14 protein-coding genes and 1 pseudogene are annotated in these 19,745 nt (G+C 63.6%); 13 read left to right on the forward strand and 2 right to left on the reverse strand.

The features are described 5' to 3' along the window. Positions 1 to 238: 238 nt before the first annotated feature. From X738_RS58935 to X738_RS58955, 5 genes are all read left to right on the forward strand, one after another. The gene (locus tag X738_RS58935) at positions 239 to 1,396 is read left to right on the forward strand and encodes a fumarylacetoacetate hydrolase family protein (RefSeq protein WP_023799446.1); all 1,158 of its coding nucleotides are present in this window, start codon (positions 239 to 241) and stop codon (positions 1,394 to 1,396) included. Positions 1,397 to 1,651: 255 nt separating this feature from the next. Then, the gene (locus X738_RS58940; protein WP_023799447.1) at positions 1,652 to 2,584 is read left to right on the forward strand and encodes a substrate-binding domain-containing protein; all 933 of its coding nucleotides are present in this window, start codon (positions 1,652 to 1,654) and stop codon (positions 2,582 to 2,584) included. Between the two features lie 119 nt (positions 2,585 to 2,703). Continuing rightward, complete coding sequence (locus tag X738_RS58945; RefSeq protein WP_023799448.1) at positions 2,704 to 3,690, forward strand: ABC transporter permease; 987 nt, start codon at positions 2,704 to 2,706, stop codon at positions 3,688 to 3,690. Between the two features lie 3 nt (positions 3,691 to 3,693). Next, entirely contained in the window at positions 3,694 to 4,488 is a 795-nt protein-coding gene (locus tag X738_RS58950) for an ATP-binding cassette domain-containing protein (protein ID WP_023799449.1), read from the forward strand. A gap of 69 nt (positions 4,489 to 4,557) precedes the next feature. After that, positions 4,558 to 5,580: a LacI family DNA-binding transcriptional regulator gene (locus X738_RS58955; RefSeq protein WP_023799450.1), complete on the forward strand. Its 1,023-nt coding sequence runs from the start codon at positions 4,558 to 4,560 to the stop codon at positions 5,578 to 5,580. Between the two features lie 505 nt (positions 5,581 to 6,085). On the opposite strand, the gene X738_RS58960 is transcribed toward X738_RS58955, so the two are convergent. Next, complete coding sequence (locus tag X738_RS58960; protein ID WP_023799451.1) at positions 6,086 to 6,667, reverse strand: TetR/AcrR family transcriptional regulator; 582 nt, start codon at positions 6,665 to 6,667, stop codon at positions 6,086 to 6,088. Positions 6,668 to 6,930: 263 nt separating this feature from the next. On the opposite strand from X738_RS58960, the gene X738_RS58965 reads away from it, so the two are divergent. The 6 genes and pseudogenes from X738_RS58965 to X738_RS58990 all read left to right on the forward strand — a co-directional run bounded on the left by X738_RS58965 (position 6,931) and on the right by X738_RS58990 (position 16,256). Then, complete coding sequence (locus X738_RS58965) at positions 6,931 to 7,188, forward strand: hypothetical protein (protein WP_023799452.1); 258 nt, start codon at positions 6,931 to 6,933, stop codon at positions 7,186 to 7,188. Then, a pseudogene (locus tag X738_RS58970) lies at positions 7,182 to 10,456 on the forward strand (efflux RND transporter permease subunit). Before X738_RS58965 ends, X738_RS58970 begins: the two are co-directional and overlap by 7 nt. Positions 10,457 to 10,471: 15 nt before the next feature. Further along, positions 10,472 to 11,641, forward strand: a complete 1,170-nt coding sequence (locus X738_RS58975; RefSeq protein WP_031255018.1) for an efflux RND transporter periplasmic adaptor subunit — start codon at positions 10,472 to 10,474, stop codon at positions 11,639 to 11,641. 262 nt (positions 11,642 to 11,903) lie between these two features. After that, a complete protein-coding gene (locus X738_RS58980) occupies positions 11,904 to 13,010 on the forward strand; it encodes a mandelate racemase/muconate lactonizing enzyme family protein (RefSeq protein WP_031255020.1) in 1,107 nt (368 codons plus the stop codon). A gap of 362 nt (positions 13,011 to 13,372) precedes the next feature. Continuing rightward, on the forward strand, positions 13,373 to 14,695 hold the full coding sequence (locus tag X738_RS58985) for an NAD(P)H-dependent oxidoreductase (protein WP_023799457.1): 1,323 nt from the start codon (positions 13,373 to 13,375) through the stop codon (positions 14,693 to 14,695). A gap of 19 nt (positions 14,696 to 14,714) precedes the next feature. Beyond that, entirely contained in the window at positions 14,715 to 16,256 is a 1,542-nt protein-coding gene (locus X738_RS58990; RefSeq protein WP_023799458.1) for a xylulokinase, read from the forward strand. Here X738_RS58990 and X738_RS58995 read toward each other — a convergent pair. Continuing rightward, on the reverse strand, positions 16,253 to 17,215 hold the full coding sequence (locus X738_RS58995) for a sugar-binding transcriptional regulator (RefSeq protein WP_023799459.1): 963 nt from the start codon (positions 17,213 to 17,215) through the stop codon (positions 16,253 to 16,255). The two genes, X738_RS58990 and X738_RS58995, sit on opposite strands and share 4 nt — an antisense overlap. Before the next feature lie 433 nt (positions 17,216 to 17,648). On the opposite strand from X738_RS58995, the gene X738_RS59000 reads away from it, so the two are divergent. Together X738_RS59000 and X738_RS59005 are read left to right on the forward strand one after the other, a co-directional pair. Further along, positions 17,649 to 18,659, forward strand: a complete 1,011-nt coding sequence (locus tag X738_RS59000; RefSeq protein ID WP_023799460.1) for an ABC transporter permease — start codon at positions 17,649 to 17,651, stop codon at positions 18,657 to 18,659. 132 nt (positions 18,660 to 18,791) lie between these two features. Continuing rightward, positions 18,792 to 19,730, forward strand: a complete 939-nt coding sequence (locus X738_RS59005) for a sugar ABC transporter substrate-binding protein (protein WP_023799461.1) — start codon at positions 18,792 to 18,794, stop codon at positions 19,728 to 19,730. The last annotated feature ends 15 nt before the right edge of the window (positions 19,731 to 19,745 follow it).

The raw sequence follows: 19,745 nt of genomic DNA on the forward strand, positions 1-19,745 counted from the left end.
TCAAATGAAAATCCTAGTGACGATTTCATGATTTTGAAAGAGCCTTTGATCTCGGCATCAGGGGGATTGAAGAGGAAGGCGTCCGCCACTGCGAAATGCAGCGCAGGGGCTCGACCGCGAGGAACGGGATAGACCTTTGTCGGGAATTTGTTGAAAGTGCCGCCGCCGCGGCCAGGCTTTTGATGAACCATCGGTCCGCAGCGACGACGCAGAACAAGACAGCAGAGGACCGCAAGCCATGACGAACGCCACCCTCCTGCCCGACGAGGGCCTCTTCGTTGGCCGCGCCCGGACGAGCGAAGCATCGCATCCGCTGGTGGTCACGGTACGCGGCGGCACGGTCTTCGACATCACCTCCAGCATGGCGCCAACCGTGCGCGACGTCTGCGAGATGCCGGACCCAGCAGACTACGTCCACACCGCCGCGGGCGAACCGATCGGATCGCTCGATGCAATCGCCGCCAACAGTTTCCAGGCCGCGCGCGATCCGCAAAAACCGTACCTGCTCTCTCCGGTCGACCTGCAGGCGATCAAGGCATCGGGCGTCACCTTCGTCGTCAGTCTGCTCGAACGGGTCATCGAGGAGCAGGCGCGCGGCTCGGCCGAGAAGGCGGACGCCATTCGCGCCGACATTGCCGGGCTGATCGGCCACGATCTGTCGAAGCTCAAGCCAGGCTCGCCGGAGGCGATGGAGATCAAGGCCAAGCTGATCCAGCGCGGCGCTTGGTCGCAATATCTGGAAGTGGGCATCGGCCCCGACGCCGAAATCTTCACCAAATGCCAGCCGATGGCGTCGGTCGGCTTCGGCGCCGATGTCGGCCTGCATCCGGTCTCCACCTGGAACAATCCCGAGCCGGAGATCGCCATGATCGCCGCCGGCAGCGGCAAGATCGTCGGCGCCACGCTCGGCAACGACGTCAATCTGCGCGACGTCGAAGGGCGCTCGGCGCTGTTGCTCGGCAAGGCCAAGGACAACAACGCTTCGGCCGCGCTCGGCCCGTTCATCCGGCTGTTCGACGATACCTTTTCCATTGGTGACGTGAAGCAGGCCACCGTGCGGCTGAAGGTCGAGGGCGAGGATGGTTTCTCGCTGGAGGGCGCCAGTTCGATGGCCGAGATCAGCCGCTCGCCCGAAGAACTGGTCGCCGCCGCCATGGGCCCGCATCACCAGTACCCCGACGGGCTGGCGCTCTATCTCGGCACCATGTTCGTGCCGTCGAAGGATCGCGGCGAAAAGGGCAAGGGCTTCACGCACAAGGTCGGCGACATCGTCACCATCTCATCGGAGAAATTCGGCGCCCTGATCAACCGGGTACGGCTGTCTCCCGACTGTCCCCACTGGACCTACGGCGCCAGCCATCTGATGCGCGACCTTGCCAGGGCCGACCTCATTTAGCTTCCGTCCCGCCTTCGCCTCGTCTTCGGCGCCGAGACCGCTTGCCGCAAAAGATATCAGCCAAACTGATGCGATCTGATGAGATGGCTGATGGCGCATTGTCGTGCCCCAACTACCACTGGCAAATGGAGGCTTGCCATTGATCGAAAAAGCGGATGCTCTGATGCATCCAGATCGCCGCGGGCAAGAATACGGTCAGGCCTGCCGTGATCGTCGCCGGAGCTGGAGGACGTTTTCAAAATGGGAGGAAATCAAATGCTGACGAGGCTACGACTATTTGTATTCGGCTTGATCGTGGCGCTGGCGATTCCGGCGGCGGCACAGGCCAAGACCTTCTACTGGATTTCGCATGGCGGCCCGGCCGACCCGGTCTGGACCTACTTCCTCGCCGGCGCCAAGCAATGGGCGACGGACACCGGCAACACCGTCAACACCTCGTTCCACAATGGCGACGTGTCGTCCCAGCAGGAGGCTGTTCGCGCCGCCATCGCGGCAAAGGCCGACGGCATCACCACCACCAGCCCCGACCCGGGCAGCCTTATCGAGCTCGTCAAGGAGGCACGAGCGGCAAACATCCCGATCATCAACTTCAACACGCCCGATCCGAAGGCGGACTTCAACGCCTATGTCGGCGGCGACAACGTCACCTTCGGCAAGAACTGGGCTCAGTATCTGGTCGACAAGGGCCTGGTGAAGAAGGGCGATTTTGTCTGGATGCCGGTTGAAATCCCCGGCGCCACCTATGGCGTCCAGGAAGAAGAGGGCATCAAGAGCGTGTTCGAGCCGCTCGGCATCACCTATGAAATCACCGAGGCCACGCTCGACCAGGCCGAAGCAATCAACCGCATGGTCGATTATCTCACCGCCAACAGGGCCAGGGTCAAGGCGATCATCGGTCTCGGCGACCTGGTGACCGGCTCGATCAAGCGGGTGTTCGACCAGGCCGGCATCAAGCCGGGTGAGATCCCGGTCGTCGGCTGGGGCAACTCGCTCGACACCACCCAGGAGGTGCTGACCGGCTACGTCAATGCCGCGCAGTGGCAGGATCCGCAGGCGACCAGCTATGTGGCGCTTTCGATCGCCAACATGGCCGCGAGCGGCATTCCGCCCGGCTTCGACGTGATCACCGGCGCGCTCTACGAAAAGGACACCGCACAGGTCTACGACGACATCCTGTCCGGAAAATAAAACCGCGATCGGGATGGTCGCGGCACGCCTGCCACGATCATCCCCATCATCCTGCCGAGCCTCGACCCGCCTTATGCGGCGCCGGGGTTGGCCAGTTCCAACCATGTCGCGGGTCCAACGTGGAAAACAGTTCCATCATCCAACGCTCGATCGCCAGGCCGGAATTCGGGCCCTTCGTGCTGCTTGTCGTCGAGCTCGCGGTGTTCTGGGGGTTCAACCACGATTTCCTGTCGCCGCAGAACATCAGCAACATACTGGCCTTCACGGTCGAGCTCGGCCTGATCGCGCTGGCGATGACGCTGTTGATGACTTCAGGCGAATTCGACCTCTCGGTCGGATCGCTGTTCGGCTTCTCGCCCGTCTTGATGTGGACGCTCTTCAACAGCGGCCTCACCTCGCTGGAGGCCGGCTTTGTGTTGGCCTTGCTGGTTGCCGCCTTCATCGGGCTGGTCAATGGCTGGTTCGTGACGCAACTCAAGATACCGTCCTTCCTGGTGACGCTCGGCATGCTGCTGGTGGTGCGCGGCACCGCTCTGTTCGTCACCAGCGGATTCCCGCAGCGGACCTGGAGCGCCGAAGGCAGCTGGCTCGCCGAGGCGCTGGTCGGCGATTTCTTCATCGGGCCGTTCCGCATCTACATGTCGCTGTTCTGGTTCATCGCAGCCGCGATCGCACTTGGCTACGTGCTGACGCAGAGCCGCACCGGCAACTGGATCCAGGCGGCCGGCGGCAACCCCAATGCGGCAAGGGCGCGGGGCGTCAATGTCAGCGGCGTCAAGATCGGCCTGTTCATCCTGTCGTCGATCATGGCTTCGCTTGCCGGCGTCATCAGTTCGCTGCGCACTTCGGCGGCCAACCCGAACAGCGGCACCGGCTACGAGCTGGAAGTCATCGCCATGGTGGTGATCGGCGGCACGGCGCTGACCGGCGGACGCGGCACCATCATCGGTACTGTGCTCGGCATCCTGATCCTGCGCGTGATGCGCAACGGCATCGTGCTGATCGGCGTGCCTGGGCTTGCCTACAACATCTTCATCGGCGCGATCATCCTCGGCATGATGGCGCTCCACTCATGGCTGGAACGCCGGCATCAGGCGGGGACTTGAACCATGGCTGAGCCGCTTGTCCGCATGGAAAACATCCGCAAGTCCTACGGGCGCGTGCAAGCGCTGGTGGACGCCAATTTCCATGTCAACGAAAAGGAGATCGTCGGTCTGCTCGGCGACAATGGCGCCGGCAAGTCGACGCTGATCAAGGTCTTGTCGGGTGCGGTCCCGCTGACCAGCGGCGACATCTTCATCCGCGGCAAGAAGGTGGACTTGCGCAGCACCAGCGACGCCATCGCTCACGGCATCGAGACGATCTACCAGGACTCCGCACTGGTCACGCAATTGTCGATCGCCCGCAACCTGTTCCTCGGGCGCGAGCCGATCAAGCCGCCGCGTTTCCTCAACCGTATGGACCAGGAGGCGATGAACGTTGTTGCCCGCGATCTTCTCAAGCAGGTCGGCATCTCGAAGGACATCCCGCCGACCACACCAATCGGCTCACTCTCAGGCGGCGAGCGGCAGGCGGTGGCGATCGCGCGCGCCATGCATTTCGACAGCGACCTCATCATCCTCGACGAGCCGACCAACAATCTCGGCGTCGCCGAGACGCAAGGTGTGCTGAGCTTCGTGCGCAGCGCCCGCGATTCGGGCCATTCCTGCATCTTCATCGCCCACAACATTCACCACGTCTTCCAGGTGGTCGACCGCATCGTCGTCATGCGCCGCGGCAAGGTGGTTGCCGACGATATCGATCCGAAGAACACCAACGTCGCGGAAGTCGAACGGATCATCACCGGCATGTCCGACAAGGAGATCCGTGACGCCATCGTGCAGGGGAAGCAACCACAAGGCTGAGTGGCCAGTTGGAAGCCGGGTTGGCCGTATCTCTGGTACAGGATCACATCGGCTCCTATGACTGCGACTATGAAAGCCACCGTTGCGGACATCGCCAGAAGCTGCGGGCTGTCGACCGCGACGGTCGACCGGGTGCTGAACAACCGGCCGGGCGCCAGCGCCGCCAACCGGCAGCGGGTGATGGAGGCGGCCAAGCAGCTTGGCTATTTGCCGGTCGTGGATCAGGTCACGCTGCCCTCGCGGCCGGCACATCTCGAGTTTTTCCTGCCGATCGGCTCGAACGCCTTCATGATGGATCTGGCAAATCATATCGAGGACTATGCCGCACGCTTGCCACTTGTCGCCTCCTGTCGGATCCACAAGCTCGCCGGCATCTCGCCGAACGCGTTGCAGGCGGCGGTCGAAAACCTCTCGCTTAGGGCGAACGGCGTCGGCGTCATTGCGATCGATCACCCGAGAACGCGCAACATCCTGCGCGAGATCGTCGAAGCCGGCATCCGCCTGGTCACGCTGGTGTCGGACGTTCCGGGCGCGCCGCGATCGGCCTATGTCGGCATCGACAACCGTGTCGCCGGGCGCACCGCAGCCCTTTTGATGGGACGTTTCCTGGGCGGTCGCACGGGCCACCTGGCGATGATCGTCGGCTCACGCTCCTATCGCGGGCATGAAGAACGCGAAATGGGCTTTCGCTCGGTGCTCAGCGAGGAGTTCCGCAATTTGACGGTGACCAGCGCCGTCGAGATCAACGACGAGCCTGATATCAGCTATACGGCGACGATGAAGGCGCTGCACAACGAGCCGGAACTGCTCGGCATCTATTGCGTCGGCGCCGGACGCTCTGGCGTGGCGAAAGCGCTGCTGGAAGCCAAGCCGCAAAGGAAGCCAGTGTTCATCTGTCACGACCTGACAAGGGCGACACGCGGCTATCTCGTCGACGATCTGCTCGATGTCGTCATCGACCAGAATGCACGGCTGATCGCCGAGCAATCAGTCATTCGCCTGCTCGGCTCGATCGCTTCCTCGGCGCCCTATCTGACGCGGAAATTCATCGAACCGCGCCTGATCCTCAAGGAGAACGTTCCGGTCCAGTGATGCCACGCAAGCGCCTCGGTTGGTCGCGGCGATGGTAATATTCGGTTGATAGCGCGAATCTGCACATCTGCTATGCAGCTTTTGCTATTGCCGAATCATTGGGCAACCGCTAGTTTCGCAGTTGTCGGCCATCTACTCCTCCCAGATGCGATGCCGACGCTGAGTGCGGCGCACCTCCTCCCGCGTCGTATTCGAAATCGAGCCCGCTGCCACCTCCTCCCGGCAGCGGGCTTTTTTTGTTCTTGGGTGTCGGGCAAGGCGGCGGCAATCGCCAATGGCTGGTTCGGGCAGCACCGCAGCCCCATGTGAATCCCGCCACACTTGTCACTCTCACCAATTCGCTATCGGGCCTAGCCTGCTCACAACCAGCAGCGACCGCCGCGCGCAAGAGCGCGGCGACAGACCGGCAACGGAGACGTGAGATGACAGCACATCCCAAGGCAAAAGAGCACTCGCGGCGCGGCCTGCGATGAACACGCCACCGATCGTTTCGCCGCTTGCGAGACTATCTGGCCCTGAACGAGGTGATCAGGCCTTCCGCCATGCGGACAAACTGCGCGCTGGGGCCTTCGGCTCCGACGCTTTGCAGGCTGACACGGGCGCCTTCAAGCAGCAGCGACAATGTATCGGCGAGAAGCTCTGCCTGGCCGATGCCGGCATCCCGACACAGGCCGACGAGGCGGTCGCGCTGAGCCTGCTTGAGTTCCTTGATTACCCGACGGGCCGGATGGTCGGTCTCGCTCAACTCGATGGCGGCGTTGGCCATGTCGCAACCGCGGCCGTCCATCATCAGGCAATCGGCTGCCATCCGAACCCAGGCATGCAGTTGCGCAAGCTTGTCGCCCGGATGCTCCGCCTCGAACTTTTGCCACATCGCGTTGGCGCTGCATGCGGTCGCCCGCAGGCACTCGATGACCAGATCGTCCTTGGACTCGAAATGACGGTAGAGCGTCATCTTGTTGGTACCGGCGGCCTCAGTGATCGCGTCGACGCCGACGCCCTTGATGCCATGCTTGTGGAACATATCCCGTGCCGTCTCCAGGATGCGATCCCGGGGGCGGATGCGTTCCGCCGTGCCGTCTTCCATCAAAACCTCCTTGGTTTCCGGGATTTCCGAAAAATCCCTCGGCACACCTCTTGACTAGGGTGTTACCGGTCTGTAACTTCTAGATGTTACTTACTGGTAACACCCCCATTGCCTCGTGTCAATCTCGCAGGCGCCTGTGAACAGCCTCCGCCAAATCGGCCCAGGCATGAAACTGCGCCCCAGGCGACTTTGGCCGCGAAAAGGAAGACCACCCGATCTGCGGCGGCGTACGCCACAGATCGCCAAAGCCAGGAGCCGCTACGATGTCGCAGCGCAAAGATTTGACGATCGACGAAGTTGTGAAGGATCCGATGATCCGGATGCTGATGCAGGCCGACCGTGTCGACCCGCGCTCTTTCGAGACGATGCTGCGTAGCCTTGCGGATGCGCAAGGCCGCAGCCGCAAGGCGCCGCCTCGTTTCCTGGAAGATTCCGGGCAAAGCCGCAGCCGGCGGCTGTCAAGGGTGGCCAAGGCCTTTGGCCAGGCAAGAGCATCGGGCGAGGCGTGCGTGTCATGGTAAATTTCTTCATCAACCGTCCGATCTTCGCATCGTCGATCGCCATCATCATGGTGCTCGCGGGGACGATCTGCTATTTCCTGCTGCCTGTCTCGCAGTTTCCCGACATCACGCCGCCTCAGGTGGTGGTCAGCGCCAACTATCCGGGCGCCAGTGCGCAAGTCGTGGCCGACACCGTCACGACGCCGCTCGAACAGCAGATCAACGGCGTTCAAGGCATGACCTACATGTCGTCGTCGAGCTCCAATGACGGCTCCTCGACGATCACCGTTACCTTCGAGGTCGGCTATTCCCTGAGCACCGCCGCCGTCGATGTCCAGAACCGCGTCTCACAGGCGGCGTCCTCGCTGCCGGCCATCGTCAACCAGGGCGGCGTGACGATCAAGAAGCAGAACCCGAACTTCGTCCTGATCGTCAACCTCACCTCGCCCGACGGCTCTGTCGATCCGGTCGCGCTCAGCAACCTCGCCTACCTGCAAGTGGTCGACCCGCTGAAGCGCCTGCCCGGCGTCGGCGACGTGCAGATCTTCGGCGAGCGGCGCTATTCGATGCGCGTATGGCTCGATCCCGACAAGCTCGCCAATCTCGGCATCACCGCCGTCGATGTCCAAAACGCCATCTCCGAGCAGAATGTCCAGGTCGCGGCCGGCAAGATCGGGCAATCGCCGGCGCCGGCCGGCACCGCTTTCGAAATGCAGGTCAATGCAGTCGGCCGACTGAGCGATCCCAAGGAATTCGGCGATATCATCGTGCGCGCCGATGCCGCGAACGGTTCGCTGGTGCGGTTGCGCGACGTCGCGCGCATCGAACTCGGCGCCCTGCAATATTCGTCGTCGGCGTTCTTCGGCGAGGACCCGACCGTGGTGCTCGCGGTCTACCAGATGCCAGGCTCGAACGCCCTCGATCTGCAGCAGCGCGTCAAGGACAAGATGCAGGAACTGTCGGCCCGCTTCCCGAAGGGCGTCAGCTACGCCATGCATTACGATACGACCCGTTTCGTTTCGGCATCGATGCACGACGTGCTGGTCACGCTCGGTGAGGCGCTGGTCCTGGTTGTCGCGGTGGTGTTCATCTTCCTGCAGAGCTGGCGCACCACGATCATCCCGACGATCGCGATTCCCGTGTCGCTGGTGGCCACGCTCGTCGTCATGTATATGTTCGGCTTCTCGCTGAACATGCTCAGCCTGCTCGGCATGGTGCTGGCGATCGGCCTCGTCGTCGATGACGCGATCGTCGTCGTCGAGAATGTCGAACGCCAGCTGGAGGCTGGCCTAAAACCGCTGGCTGCGACGCGCGCGGCGATGGCCGAGGTCACCGGCCCGATCATCGCCACAACCGCCGTGCTGATGGCCGTGTTCGTTCCGGTCGCCTTCATACCCGGCGTTTCTGGCCGGCTCTACAACCAATTTGCCCTGACGGTGGCGATCTCCTTCGGCATCTCCGCCTTCGTCTCGCTGACGCTCACCCCGGCGCTCAGCGCCGCTTTCCTGCGCCACCGCCCGGCAACGCAATTCGTGCTGTTCCGCTGGTTCAACACGGGCTTCGATCGGCTGTCGCATGCCTATGCCAATGGTGTGCGCTTCCTCATCCGCCTGCGCTGGATCATGCTCGGGCTGTTCGCGGCTGGGCTTGTCGCGACCTATTTCGTCTGGCAGCGCCTGCCCTCGACCTTCCTTCCGGTCGAGGACCAGGGCTATTTCTTCGTGGTCATCCAGTTGCCGGACGGCGCGTCCCTGGAGCGCACCGACGCGGTGGCCCGCAAGGCGCGCGACATCCTGCAGAACACGCCTGGTGTCGATATCGTCGGCTCGATCAGCGGCTTGAACTTCCTCACCAGTGCCGCCCAGTCGAACTCGGCGGTGGAATTCGCCATCCTCAAGCCATGGGACGAACGCGGCCCTGACCAGAGCGCCTCGAAGCTCGTCGCCGACGTGCGCTCGAAGCTCATGGAACTTCCGGAAGCGTTCGCGCTAAGCTTCGATCCGCCTTCGATCCCAGGCATCGGCACGACCGGCGGCTTTGAATTCCAGGTGGAGGACCTGACCGGTCGCGGCAGCGCTGCGCTCAACGACGCGACGCAGGCCGTGCTCGCCGAAGCGCGCAAGCAGCCCGAGCTCAACCCGCAGCAATTGTTCTCGTCGTTCTCGACCTCGACGCCGCAGTTCAACTACGACCTCGATCGCAACAAGGCGAAGCTGCTCGGCCTCAGCCTGCCCGACGTGTTCAACACACTGCAGATCTATCTCGGCTCGCTCTATGTGAACGACTTCAACCTGTTCGGCCGCACCTTCCGGGTGACGATCCAGGCCGACAAGGATGCGCGTGCGGGTGCGGCCGACATTTCGCGGCTCTATGTGCGCAATGCCTCCGGCGGCATGGTGCCGTTGAGCACGCTCGGCAAGCTAGTGCCTATCGTCGGCCCGGAAACCGTCCCGCATTACAACAACAATGCGTCGGCCCTGATCAATGGCGGTGCCGCACCCGGCTTCTCCTCGGGCCAGGCGGTCGCTGCGATGGAACGTGCCGCCGCCACGGCNACAACAACAATGCGTCGGCCCTGATCAATGGCGGTGCCGCACCCGGCTTCTCCTCGGGCCAGGCGGTCGCTGCGATGGAACGTGCCGCCGCCACGGCGCTGCCGAAGGATTTCGGCTACGAATGGACGGGCATCACCTATCAGGAGCTCAAGGCCGGATCGATCGCCTCGATCGTCTTCGGTCTCGCCATGGTCTTCGTCTTCCTGATCCTTGCCGCCCAATATGAGAGCTGGGCCATGCCCTTCATGGTCCTGCTCGCGGTGCCGCTTGCCCTGTTCGGCGCCTTTGTCGCCTTGCTTATGCGCGGCATGGAGATCGACGTCTATTCGCAGATCGGTTTCGTCATGCTGATCGGGCTGGCGGCAAAGAACGCCATTCTGATCGTGGAGTTTGCCCGGCGCCGGCGCGAGGAAGGTCTCAGCATCGTCGACGCCGCAATGGAAGCGGCGCGCCTGCGGCTGCGGCCCATCCTGATGACCGCCTTCGCGTTCATCCTCGGTGTGCTGCCGCTGATGTTCTCGACAGGTGCCGGTGCAGCCAGCCGCCAGTCGATCGGCACCACCGTCTTTGGCGGCATGGTCGCAGCGACGATCCTGTCGCTGGTGTTCGTGCCGGTCTTCTACGCGGTGATCGAGCAGCTGCGCGAGCGCGGCAGCAAGAGCGAGCCTGTCGCCGAACCGACTGAACCAACTGCCGAACCCGCTTTCGAGCGATTGGCCGAAGCGGCCGAATAGAATTGGAGAATGATCATGCGTAAATGGAAAATTGCGTTGGGAGCGGCTGTTGCCGTGGGGGCGGTCTCGATGGCCAGCGTCCACTTGCTCGACATGGGTAATTTCGGCCTCAACGCCGGCACGGCAGGGGCGGCAACGCCTGAGCCCGCGGCGCCCGAGCCCGCGGCTTTTGTCATGCCGGTGCCAGTGGTGAGCGTCGTCAAGAAGACGATCCCGATCTATCTCGACTATGCCGCTCGCACCGAGCCGATCCGCAGCATCACGCTGCAGGCGCGCGTGCCGGGGTATCTGCAGGAGCAGGTCGCGCCCGACGGCAGCGATGTCAAGAAGGGCGACCTTCTCTACAAGATCGCTCCAGAAGATTTCCAGGCTGCCCTTGAACAGGCGAAGGCTCAGGTCCAGCGCGACGAGGCAACGCTCGACTATGCACGATCCAACCTTGGTCGCGGCACCGAACTGGCCAAGAGCGGATACATCGCCAAGGATGCGTTCGACCAGCGCACCAGCAGCTTGCGCGAGGCCCAAGCATCGCTCGCCGTCAACCAGGCGGCTGTGCGGACCGCCGAGCTCAATCTGAGCTATTCGGAAATCAAGGCGCCGTTCGCCGGGCGCGTCGGCCGCAACCAGGCCTCGGTCGGAACGCTGGTCAGCGTCGCCGGCACAGTGCTCAACACGCTGGTGCAGCTCGACCCGATCTACGTCACCTTCAATCCGAGCGAAACGGATCTGGCGCAGATCGAGGAAGCCCGCGCGACGGGACCCATCGATGTCGACGTCCTGCTTCCCGGCGATACGGAACCGCGCCAGAGAGGTCAGCTCACCTTCATCGACAACACGGTCGATCGCTCGACCGGCACCATCACCGCACGCGCGACGATCGGCAATGCCAAGTTCACGCTGCTGCCGGGCCAATATGTTCGCGTCAGGCTGCATATCAAGCAGCAGCCAGATGCACTGATGGTGCCGCAGACGGCATTGGGATCGAGCCAGCTCGGCAAGTATCTCTACGTCGTCGGCAAGGACAATACTGTCGACCAGCGCATTGTTTCGCTGGGGCCGACCAACGGCGACCTGGTGGCGATCTCGAGCGGCGTAGCGGAAGGCGACCAGGTGATAACAGGCAATCTGCAGAAGATCGGCCCGGGAATGCCTGTCTCGCCGCTGCCACAGAAACCTGCCACCTGATACCCCCCCCATCAGGCCCGGTCCAGCGGCGCCCCCGGCTATGCCGAGGGCGCCGTTTTGCTGAGCAGTTCGACAAGGCCGGCGACATCGGCACAGCTTCGAAGAATTGCTTGCCTATGCGCGCTGCCTCGAACAGTGTGTTTCCAGAGGCGTCAAGGCCGATCGCGCCGGCCTGACGCGCAACCGGCCTGACGGCAGTTGAGCCCAGCGGACGATGCAGGTTGGCGGCTTCGTCAGGGCGCCACAGCGACGGACAGAAAAATTGCGGATCAAAACCATCAAGGCCTACCATGTCGTGCAGCCCTTTGTGGACGGGCCCTACCGCATGTCCAAGGGGCGTGTCGCCGCCGCGTTCGACGCGGTGATCGTCGCCATCACCTCCGACAGCGGGCTGACCGGCTGGGGCGAGATGGCGCCGCTCGGCAATTTCTACTCGCCGGCATTCGCGGCCGGCACTCGCGCCGGCGTCATCGAAATTGCGCCGCATCTGCTCGGCCACGATCCTCGCGCCTTGGCCAGTATCGGCAGGCTGATGGACACGGTGTTCAAGGGCCATCCCTACATCAAATCGGCGCTCGACATGGCCTGCTCGGATCTCGCTGCACGCGCCGCCGACATACCGCTGGTGACGCTGCTCGGCGGGCGCGAGAGCGAGACGGCGGAACTCTACAAGGTCGTCACCCATGGCACCGTCGACGCGATGGCCGCACTGGCCAAGCGCATCGTCAGGGACGGGTTTCACCGGCTGCAGGTCAAGGTCGGCGGCAACGTCCATGACGACATCGAGCGCGTCACCGCGGTCGCCGCTTCGGTGCCGAAGGGCACCGTCATCTTCTGCGACGCCAATGCCGGCTGGACGCCCTATCAGGCGCGCCAGTTCGCTGACGCGACGCGCGCCATCGACTACACGTTCGAGCAGCCCTGCACCACGATCGACGAATGCATGTCGGTGCGCCGCTCGCTCGACAAGCCGATGGTGCTCGACGAATCCGTCACCTCGCTGGACGACATGCTCGACATCCACCGCAAGGGGGCGGCTGACGGGCTGACGCTGAAAATCTCGCGGCTCGGCGGCGTGACCAAGACGCGCCAGATCCGCGACCTTGCCGTCGACCTGGGCTTCATGATCACCGTCGAGGACACCGGCGGCGCCGAGATCGACACATCAGCCATGGCGCATCTGTCGCTGTCGACGCCGGAGGAGCGCCGGCTGCACGCCATCGCCTTCCACGAATGGGTGACGGTGCGCACTGCATCGAACAAGCCGCCGGTTTCGGGCAGCCGCATGGGCATTCCGGACGGGCCGGGCCTCGGCATCGACGTTGTTCCCGACCTGCTTGGCGCGCCCTTCTTCGAGGTCGGCAGCTGACTGATATGCTGGCATGCGCCGACTGAGCATGCCGGCCAGCGCCCTCTGTTGCGCGGCTTCGTCGCAGGCGATAGGCGCAGCGGCAGCTGAGCAGCCATGAAATCAGTTTTTTCGTCGCACTCGCTTGCTTGCGAGAAGGGATGTCACGGTCGTCGCCGCCTGCATCCCAAGAGATCACCGCTTTCTGCGCCCCTCACTGACCGCGCTGCCAAGCCGCAAGCCAAGGCTTGCAAAAATTAAAACACAGAATGTTTGCGGGGACGGCTGCCGAATTGCCGGTTGAAATATTTTTCATTTGGAAATAGGAATGTTCAAAATGATGACTTCGACGCTGCGGCGCGTCAGGAACTGGAGGAAGCGACATGGCCCATCCGCAATTTGCAGCGGAACTTTTGCAGCGCGCTGAACAGCAGGGACCGATCACCATCGGGCTTGCCGGCGCCGGGCAGATGGGCACCGACATCGTCGTCCAGGTCGCGCTGATGCCGGGCATGCGGATCGGCGCCATTTCCGAGGTCAGGCCGCAGGCGGCGATCGATGCGGCGCTGCTCGCCGGCCACGACCGCTCGGATATCGTGCAGGCCGGCAATGCGGCGGCGATCGACCGCGCCATCGAGGCCGGCAAGATCGCCGTGACCGAAGATTTGCATGCGCTGGCGTCCGCCGGCCGCATCGACGTCATCATCGACGCGACAGGCAATCCCAACATCGGCACGCTGTTCGCGCTTGAAGTGATGAAGAACGGCAAGCATATCGTCATGCTCAACGTCGAGGCCGACATCACCATCGGCCGCTTCCTCAAGGAGGAGGCGCGCAAGGCCGGCGTCGTCTATACCGGTGCGGCCGGCGACGAGCCGGCCTGCACGCTGGAGATCATCGGCTTTGCCAGGAGCCTCGGCTTCAACATCATCGCCGCCGGCAAGGGCAAGAACAATCCGCTGAAGATCGACGCCATGCCGGCCGACTACGAGAAGGAGGCGGCCGAGCGCAACATGAATGCGCGCATGCTGGTCGAGTTCGTCGACGGCTCGAAGACGGCGATCGAGATGGTGGCGATCGCCAACGCCACCGGCCTGGTGCCGGACGTGCCGGGCATGCACGGCCCGACCGCGACGCTGGAGGAACTCGCCGGCGTGCTTTGCCCGCGCGAGGATGGCGGCGTGCTGCACCGCAAGGGCGTGGTCGACTATTCGATCGGCAAGGGCGTGGCGCCCGGCGTGTTCTGCATCATCGAGACCAGGCATTCGCGCGTGCTGGAGCGCATGATCGACCTCAAGGTCGGCAAGGGCCCGTATTTCACGATCTTCCGCCCCTATCATTTGACCAGCCTGGAAGTGCCGCTGTCGGCGGCGCGCGCCGTGGTCTACAAGCGCGCCGACATGGAGCCGCTCGACCATCCGGTCGCCGAGGCGGTGGCGGTTGCCAAGAGCGAGCTTGCCCCTGGCCAGTCGCTCGGCATGATCGGCGAGAACGACTATCGCGGCTTCGCCATGACCTGGGAGGACGCGCGCGCCCGCGGCGCCCTGCCGCTCGGCCTCGCCGAACGCGCCAAGGTGGTCAAGCCGGTCAAGACAGGCGATTTCCTCACCTATGAAAATTGTGTACCCGACGATTCGATGGTGATAACCCAGATCCGCCGTCGTCTCGACCAGTCGGACGGACGGTTCGTTACGAACGCCGCCTGATCCGCTGGATTCCCGCCTGATGGACGATGTCGTAATCGGGATCGACGCCTCGACCACGGCCGTGAAAGCGATTGCCTTCACGCGCGACGGCAAGGAGCTGTTCCAGGCGCGCGAAGCCTATCCGCTTTCAAATCCCAGGCCCGGCCATTTCGAGCAGAATGCCGAACATTGGTGGACCGCGCTGCTCGGCGCCTTGACGCAAGTCACCGAGGCGGTTGGCGCTGCCCGGGTGGCGGCGATCGCCATCGCCCACCAGCGCGAGACATTTACGCTGATCGATCATGCCGGCAAGCCGCTTATTCCGGCGATCCTGTGGCTGGACGAGCGGGCGCGCCCGCAAGTCATCAGGCTTTCGGCGGAGCTCGGCCGCGAGACGATCCGCGACTGGAGCGGCAAACCGCCGGACCCGACGCCCGCGCTCTATGCGATCGCCTGGCTTGCCGAGCACCAGCCGCAAACGCTTGATGACGCAGCCGCACTCGTCGACGTGCATGGCTTCTTCGTCCACCGGCTGACCGGACGTCTGGTCACCAGCACGGCAAGTGCGGATCCGCTCGGGCTGCTCGACGTCAAGAATGGCACTTGGCACCCTGAGCTCGTCGAGGCCGCGGGGCTGCGCCCGGATCAGTTGCCGCGACTGGTCGCGCCCGGCGCGATCTGCGGCGGGCTTGGCGAAAGCGTGGCCCGGCTGATCGGGTTGAAGGCCGGCACGCCTGTTGTCGCCGGCGCCGGCGACGGCCAGGCGATGGGCCTTGGCATGGGCGTCTATGGCGACGGCAAAAACTACCTGTCGCTCGGCTCGGGCATCGTCAGCGGCTGTTACTCCCATGGGATCACGACTTCGGACGCGTTTCGAACGCTGGTCTCGCCGACCGGCTCGGGCTTCATGCTGGAGACCGTGCTGCGCTCGGGCATGCAACTGGTCGACTGGATCGTTCGCACCACCGGCTCGCCGTCGGCTGCAGCGCTGGAGAAAGCAGCGGTCGACGTTGCCGCCGGCAGCGAGGGCCTGCTCGTCATGCCGTATTGGGCCGGTGTCATGAGCCCCTATTGGGACGGCGCGGCGCGCGGCGCCATTGTCGGCCTGTCGCTCGACCATGAGCCGAAGCACCTTTTTCGAGCGGTTCTGGAAGGCATCGCCTTCGAGCAGGCCATCGCCAGCGAGGCAATGGAAACTCAAGCGGCGGAAACCCAAGCGGCGCAAACGCAGGCGGCGGAAACTCTGGCCGGCGGCAAACCGGCGGCGATGATCGCCGCCGGCGGCGGCACCAACTGCGCCCTGCTGATGCGGATCATGGCAAGCGTGCTCGAGCGGCCGCTCTCCGTCTCGCCGGTCAACGAAGCCGCAGCGCTCGGCGCCGCCATGCTGGCGGCTTCCGCTATCGGATGGTTTGCCTCGCCTGAAACGGCGGCTGAGGCGATGGCCGCGCCGCCGACCAGGCATGTCGACCCCGTCGAGGGGCTGGTCTCCGGTTACCGTGCGCGCAAGGCAATCTACCGCGACCTCTATCAGGCGACGCGCGAGACCCATGTGCGGCTTGAGGCGCTAAGCAAGGTTTAGCGGTTGAGCAGGCCCTTGGCCGCATCCTCGTCGGTGATCAGAACCGATATCCTGGTGTTGGCAAGCGCCGCCCGCATGATGGCGATTTTTTCCTGCCCTCCCGAGACCAGGATAATGGCCGGGATGTCCGACAGGTCCTGCAGCGGATAGGCGCAGACCCGGCGGTTGACCTCATGGTCGACGAGCCGGCCGTCGGCGTCGATGAAATGGCATAAAATATCGCCAACTGCGCCGGCCGCCTGAAGCTCTTCGAGTTCGCTGGGCTTGATGAAGCCGTAATTGGCGATCGGGCTGTCAGTGGAAAACGATCCGACGCTGAGCACGGCGATGTTTGCCCGGCGTGCACGGAAGACGACGTCCTGAACGCTGCGCTGGCTCATGAAGGCTTCGCGCTGCTCCGGCCTGTCGGCATAGACCGGCACCGGCAGCAGAAAGCACTCGGCGCCGATCTTTTCGGCGAATTCCCAGGCGCTTTCGGTCGGGTTGAGCGGCTGGGCATGGGTGAGGCCGCCCAGCATGGAAACCACCGTCGTCCTGGCGATCGGCCGCCGCGGCAATTCATTGATGGCGAACTTCAGCGTGCGCCCCCAGCCCAGCGCGATGACATCGCCGGCATTCACATTGTCGGCCAGATAGGCGCCCACGGCATGGCCGATCATCAGCGGCGCGTTGCTTCGGTCGGCGGCCGACGGCACCACAACGGCCTGGCTGAGCCCAAAACGCTGCTTCAGAGCCTCTTCCAGCACCAGGCATTCGACGACGCTGTCACGGATGCGGAACTGGACGACGCCCTCCTCACGCGCGGCGGACAGGATGCGATGCACCTTGATGCGGCCGATGCCGAGGATCTCCGAAATCCTCTCCTGCGTCAGACCCTCGATATAATAGTGCCACGCGGCACGGGCCTTCAGCTCGGCATCCGGGAAGCGCGAGGCCTTGTCATTGTCTGTCATCGCCATCTTTTTGCCCTCCCGCGGTCGTCTGAATCCTTAAATGCCATTCAAATGGCGTTATCCGACCAAGCGACGCGAAATCGTTCTGCGTGCCCGGGATTCGAGATTCAGGACATCGACAGGATACCTCTACAACGTGAATGAAAGTCAAAATGGTCAACATTTACTTCGTCTTGGCCGTCCTGCCCTGCTCAAGCAGCCGACATGAATTCGCAGGATGCGACCGGACCTGAGAACGCGGCATTTCATGCCCTTTCGTAAGGCAAACCGGCTGGCGGCGCAAACCGGCGTGGAATGATGCGGCGGGCCTTGACAATTTTCCGACGAACAGTTTAGCTGAACAAAATTGCATATCAAAGATAAATTGTTCACAGGGAGGTGCCTGGTGAACAAGAGTGAGCCGACGACGCATCGCCGGATCGCTGATGGAGGAGACAAAATGGCTGTGAGCAACGGTGCAAGCGAGTTGAAGGCCGGCCCAAATGCACAAGCCGCGGCGGGCGCGAAGCTTTCGGCCCTGTTCGCCGGAACCATGGGACCGCTAATCGGACTGGTGCTGCTGTGCCTTGCGCTGTCGCTGACCACCGACACGTTTCTGACTGTCCGCAACATCCTCAACGTGCTCGACCAGGTCACGGTGCTCGGCATCATGGCGATCGGCATGACGCTGGTCATCCTGATCGGTGGCATCGACCTGTCCGTCGGTTCCGTGCTGGCGCTCGCCGCCATGGTGATGGGCTTCGTCGCACATCCCGACCACCTCGATCTCGGCATGCCTGCCGGCATCGTCACAGCGCTTGTCGTTGCTGGGCTTTGCGGGCTGGTTTCAGGCCTGCTCGTGACCGTCACCAAGCTGCCGCCCTTCATCGCCACGCTGGCCATGATGTCGGTGGCCCGCGGTCTTGCCAACATGATCACCGACGGCTCGCAGATCATCGGCTTCCCCGACTGGTTCACCAGCCTGTCGATCATCCGCCATTTCGGCTTCCTGTCGGTCACCGTCGGCTTGATGATCGTTCTGGCCATCATCTTCGCGATCTTCCTCAACTATCGCGCGACCGGTCGCAGCCTCTACGCGATCGGCGGCAGCGCCGAGGTCGCCAGGCTGTCCGGCATACCGGTCAAGTCGCTGACCAACTGGGTCTATGCTGTCTGCGGCGTTCTGGCCGGGCTCGCCGGCATCGTGCTTGCGGCACGGCTTGATTCCGTCCAGCCGAGTTCCGGCTTCGGCTACGAGCTGGATACGATCGCGGCGGTGGTGATCGGCGGCGCCAGTCTGTCGGGCGGCGTCGGCTCGATCGGTGGCACCGCCATCGGCGTGCTGATCATCGGCGTGCTGCGCAACGGGCTGAACCTGCTTGGCGTGTCGCCCTTCATCCAGCAGGTGGTGATCGGCGTGGTGATCGCGCTGGCGGTGGCCACGGATACGTGGCGGCGCAGAGCCCAATGAAGAGTGGGGCGCAATGAGATTCACCCGGATGTCCGGGCGAAAACGGATCGGTGATCCGAAACTGGGAGTTGTTCGGCCAAGGGGCGCCGTGATGCGCCGGCGGGACAGATTGAACATCAACGGAGGAAACACATGCTGACCAAACGTTCATTGCTGCTTGCTGCCGCAGCCGTCATTCCGCTGCTCGGACTGTCCGAGATGGCCTCGGCCAAGGAGGCCAAGAAGCTTGGTCTCGCAGTCGCCAACCTGCAGGCCGATTTCTTCAACCAGATCAAGCAGTCCGTCGAGGCCTATGGCAAGGAAAAGGGCATCGAGATCGTCACCGTCGATGCCAAGGGCGATTCGGCGACCCAGGTCAGCCAGGTGCAGGACCTGATCACGCAAAACATCGATGCGCTGATCTACATCCCGGCCGGCGCCACCGCCGCCACCGTGCCGACCAAGACTGCCAAAGCCGCCGGCATCCCGGTCATCAATGTCGACCGCAACGCCGAGGGCGCACCCGGCGACACCTTCATCGCCACCAACAGCGTCGCATCGGCCAAGGCGGTTTGCGACTACATCGCCAAGCAGGCCGGCGGCAAGGGCGAGTTGATCATCATCCATGGCCAGAAAGGCACGACGCCCGAGGTCGACCGGTCGAAGGGCTGCGGCGAAGCGCTGAGCGCCTATCCCGACATCAAGGTGGTCGGCGAGCTGTGGAGCGAAGGCTGGCACCAGGACGAGGGCTTCAAGCTGACGCAGGACCTGCTGCAGTCGCATCCCGACGTGTCGATCGTCATCGGCCAGGCCGATGCGCTGGCGCTCGGTGCGGCGCAGGCGGTCAAGGTCGCCAATCCCGGCCACAAGGTCTGGATCGCCGGTTTCGACGGCGACGTGGCGGCGCTCAAGGCACTGAAAGGCGGCGTCTTCGACGTGACTGCGACACAGCAGACGCAAGGCATGGGCCGGCTTGCCGTCGATGCGGCGATCAAGCTGGTGGCCGGCGAAACCGTTCCCGCAGAACAGCTGCAGGATGCGACGCTGACCACCAAGGACAATGTCGATCAGTTCATCGCCAAGCATCCTTAGTATCAGGCATCCCTG

The sequence above is a fragment of the Mesorhizobium sp. L48C026A00 genome, assembly GCF_000502375.1.
Taxonomy (GTDB): Bacteria; Pseudomonadota; Alphaproteobacteria; order Rhizobiales; family Rhizobiaceae; genus Mesorhizobium; species Mesorhizobium muleiense.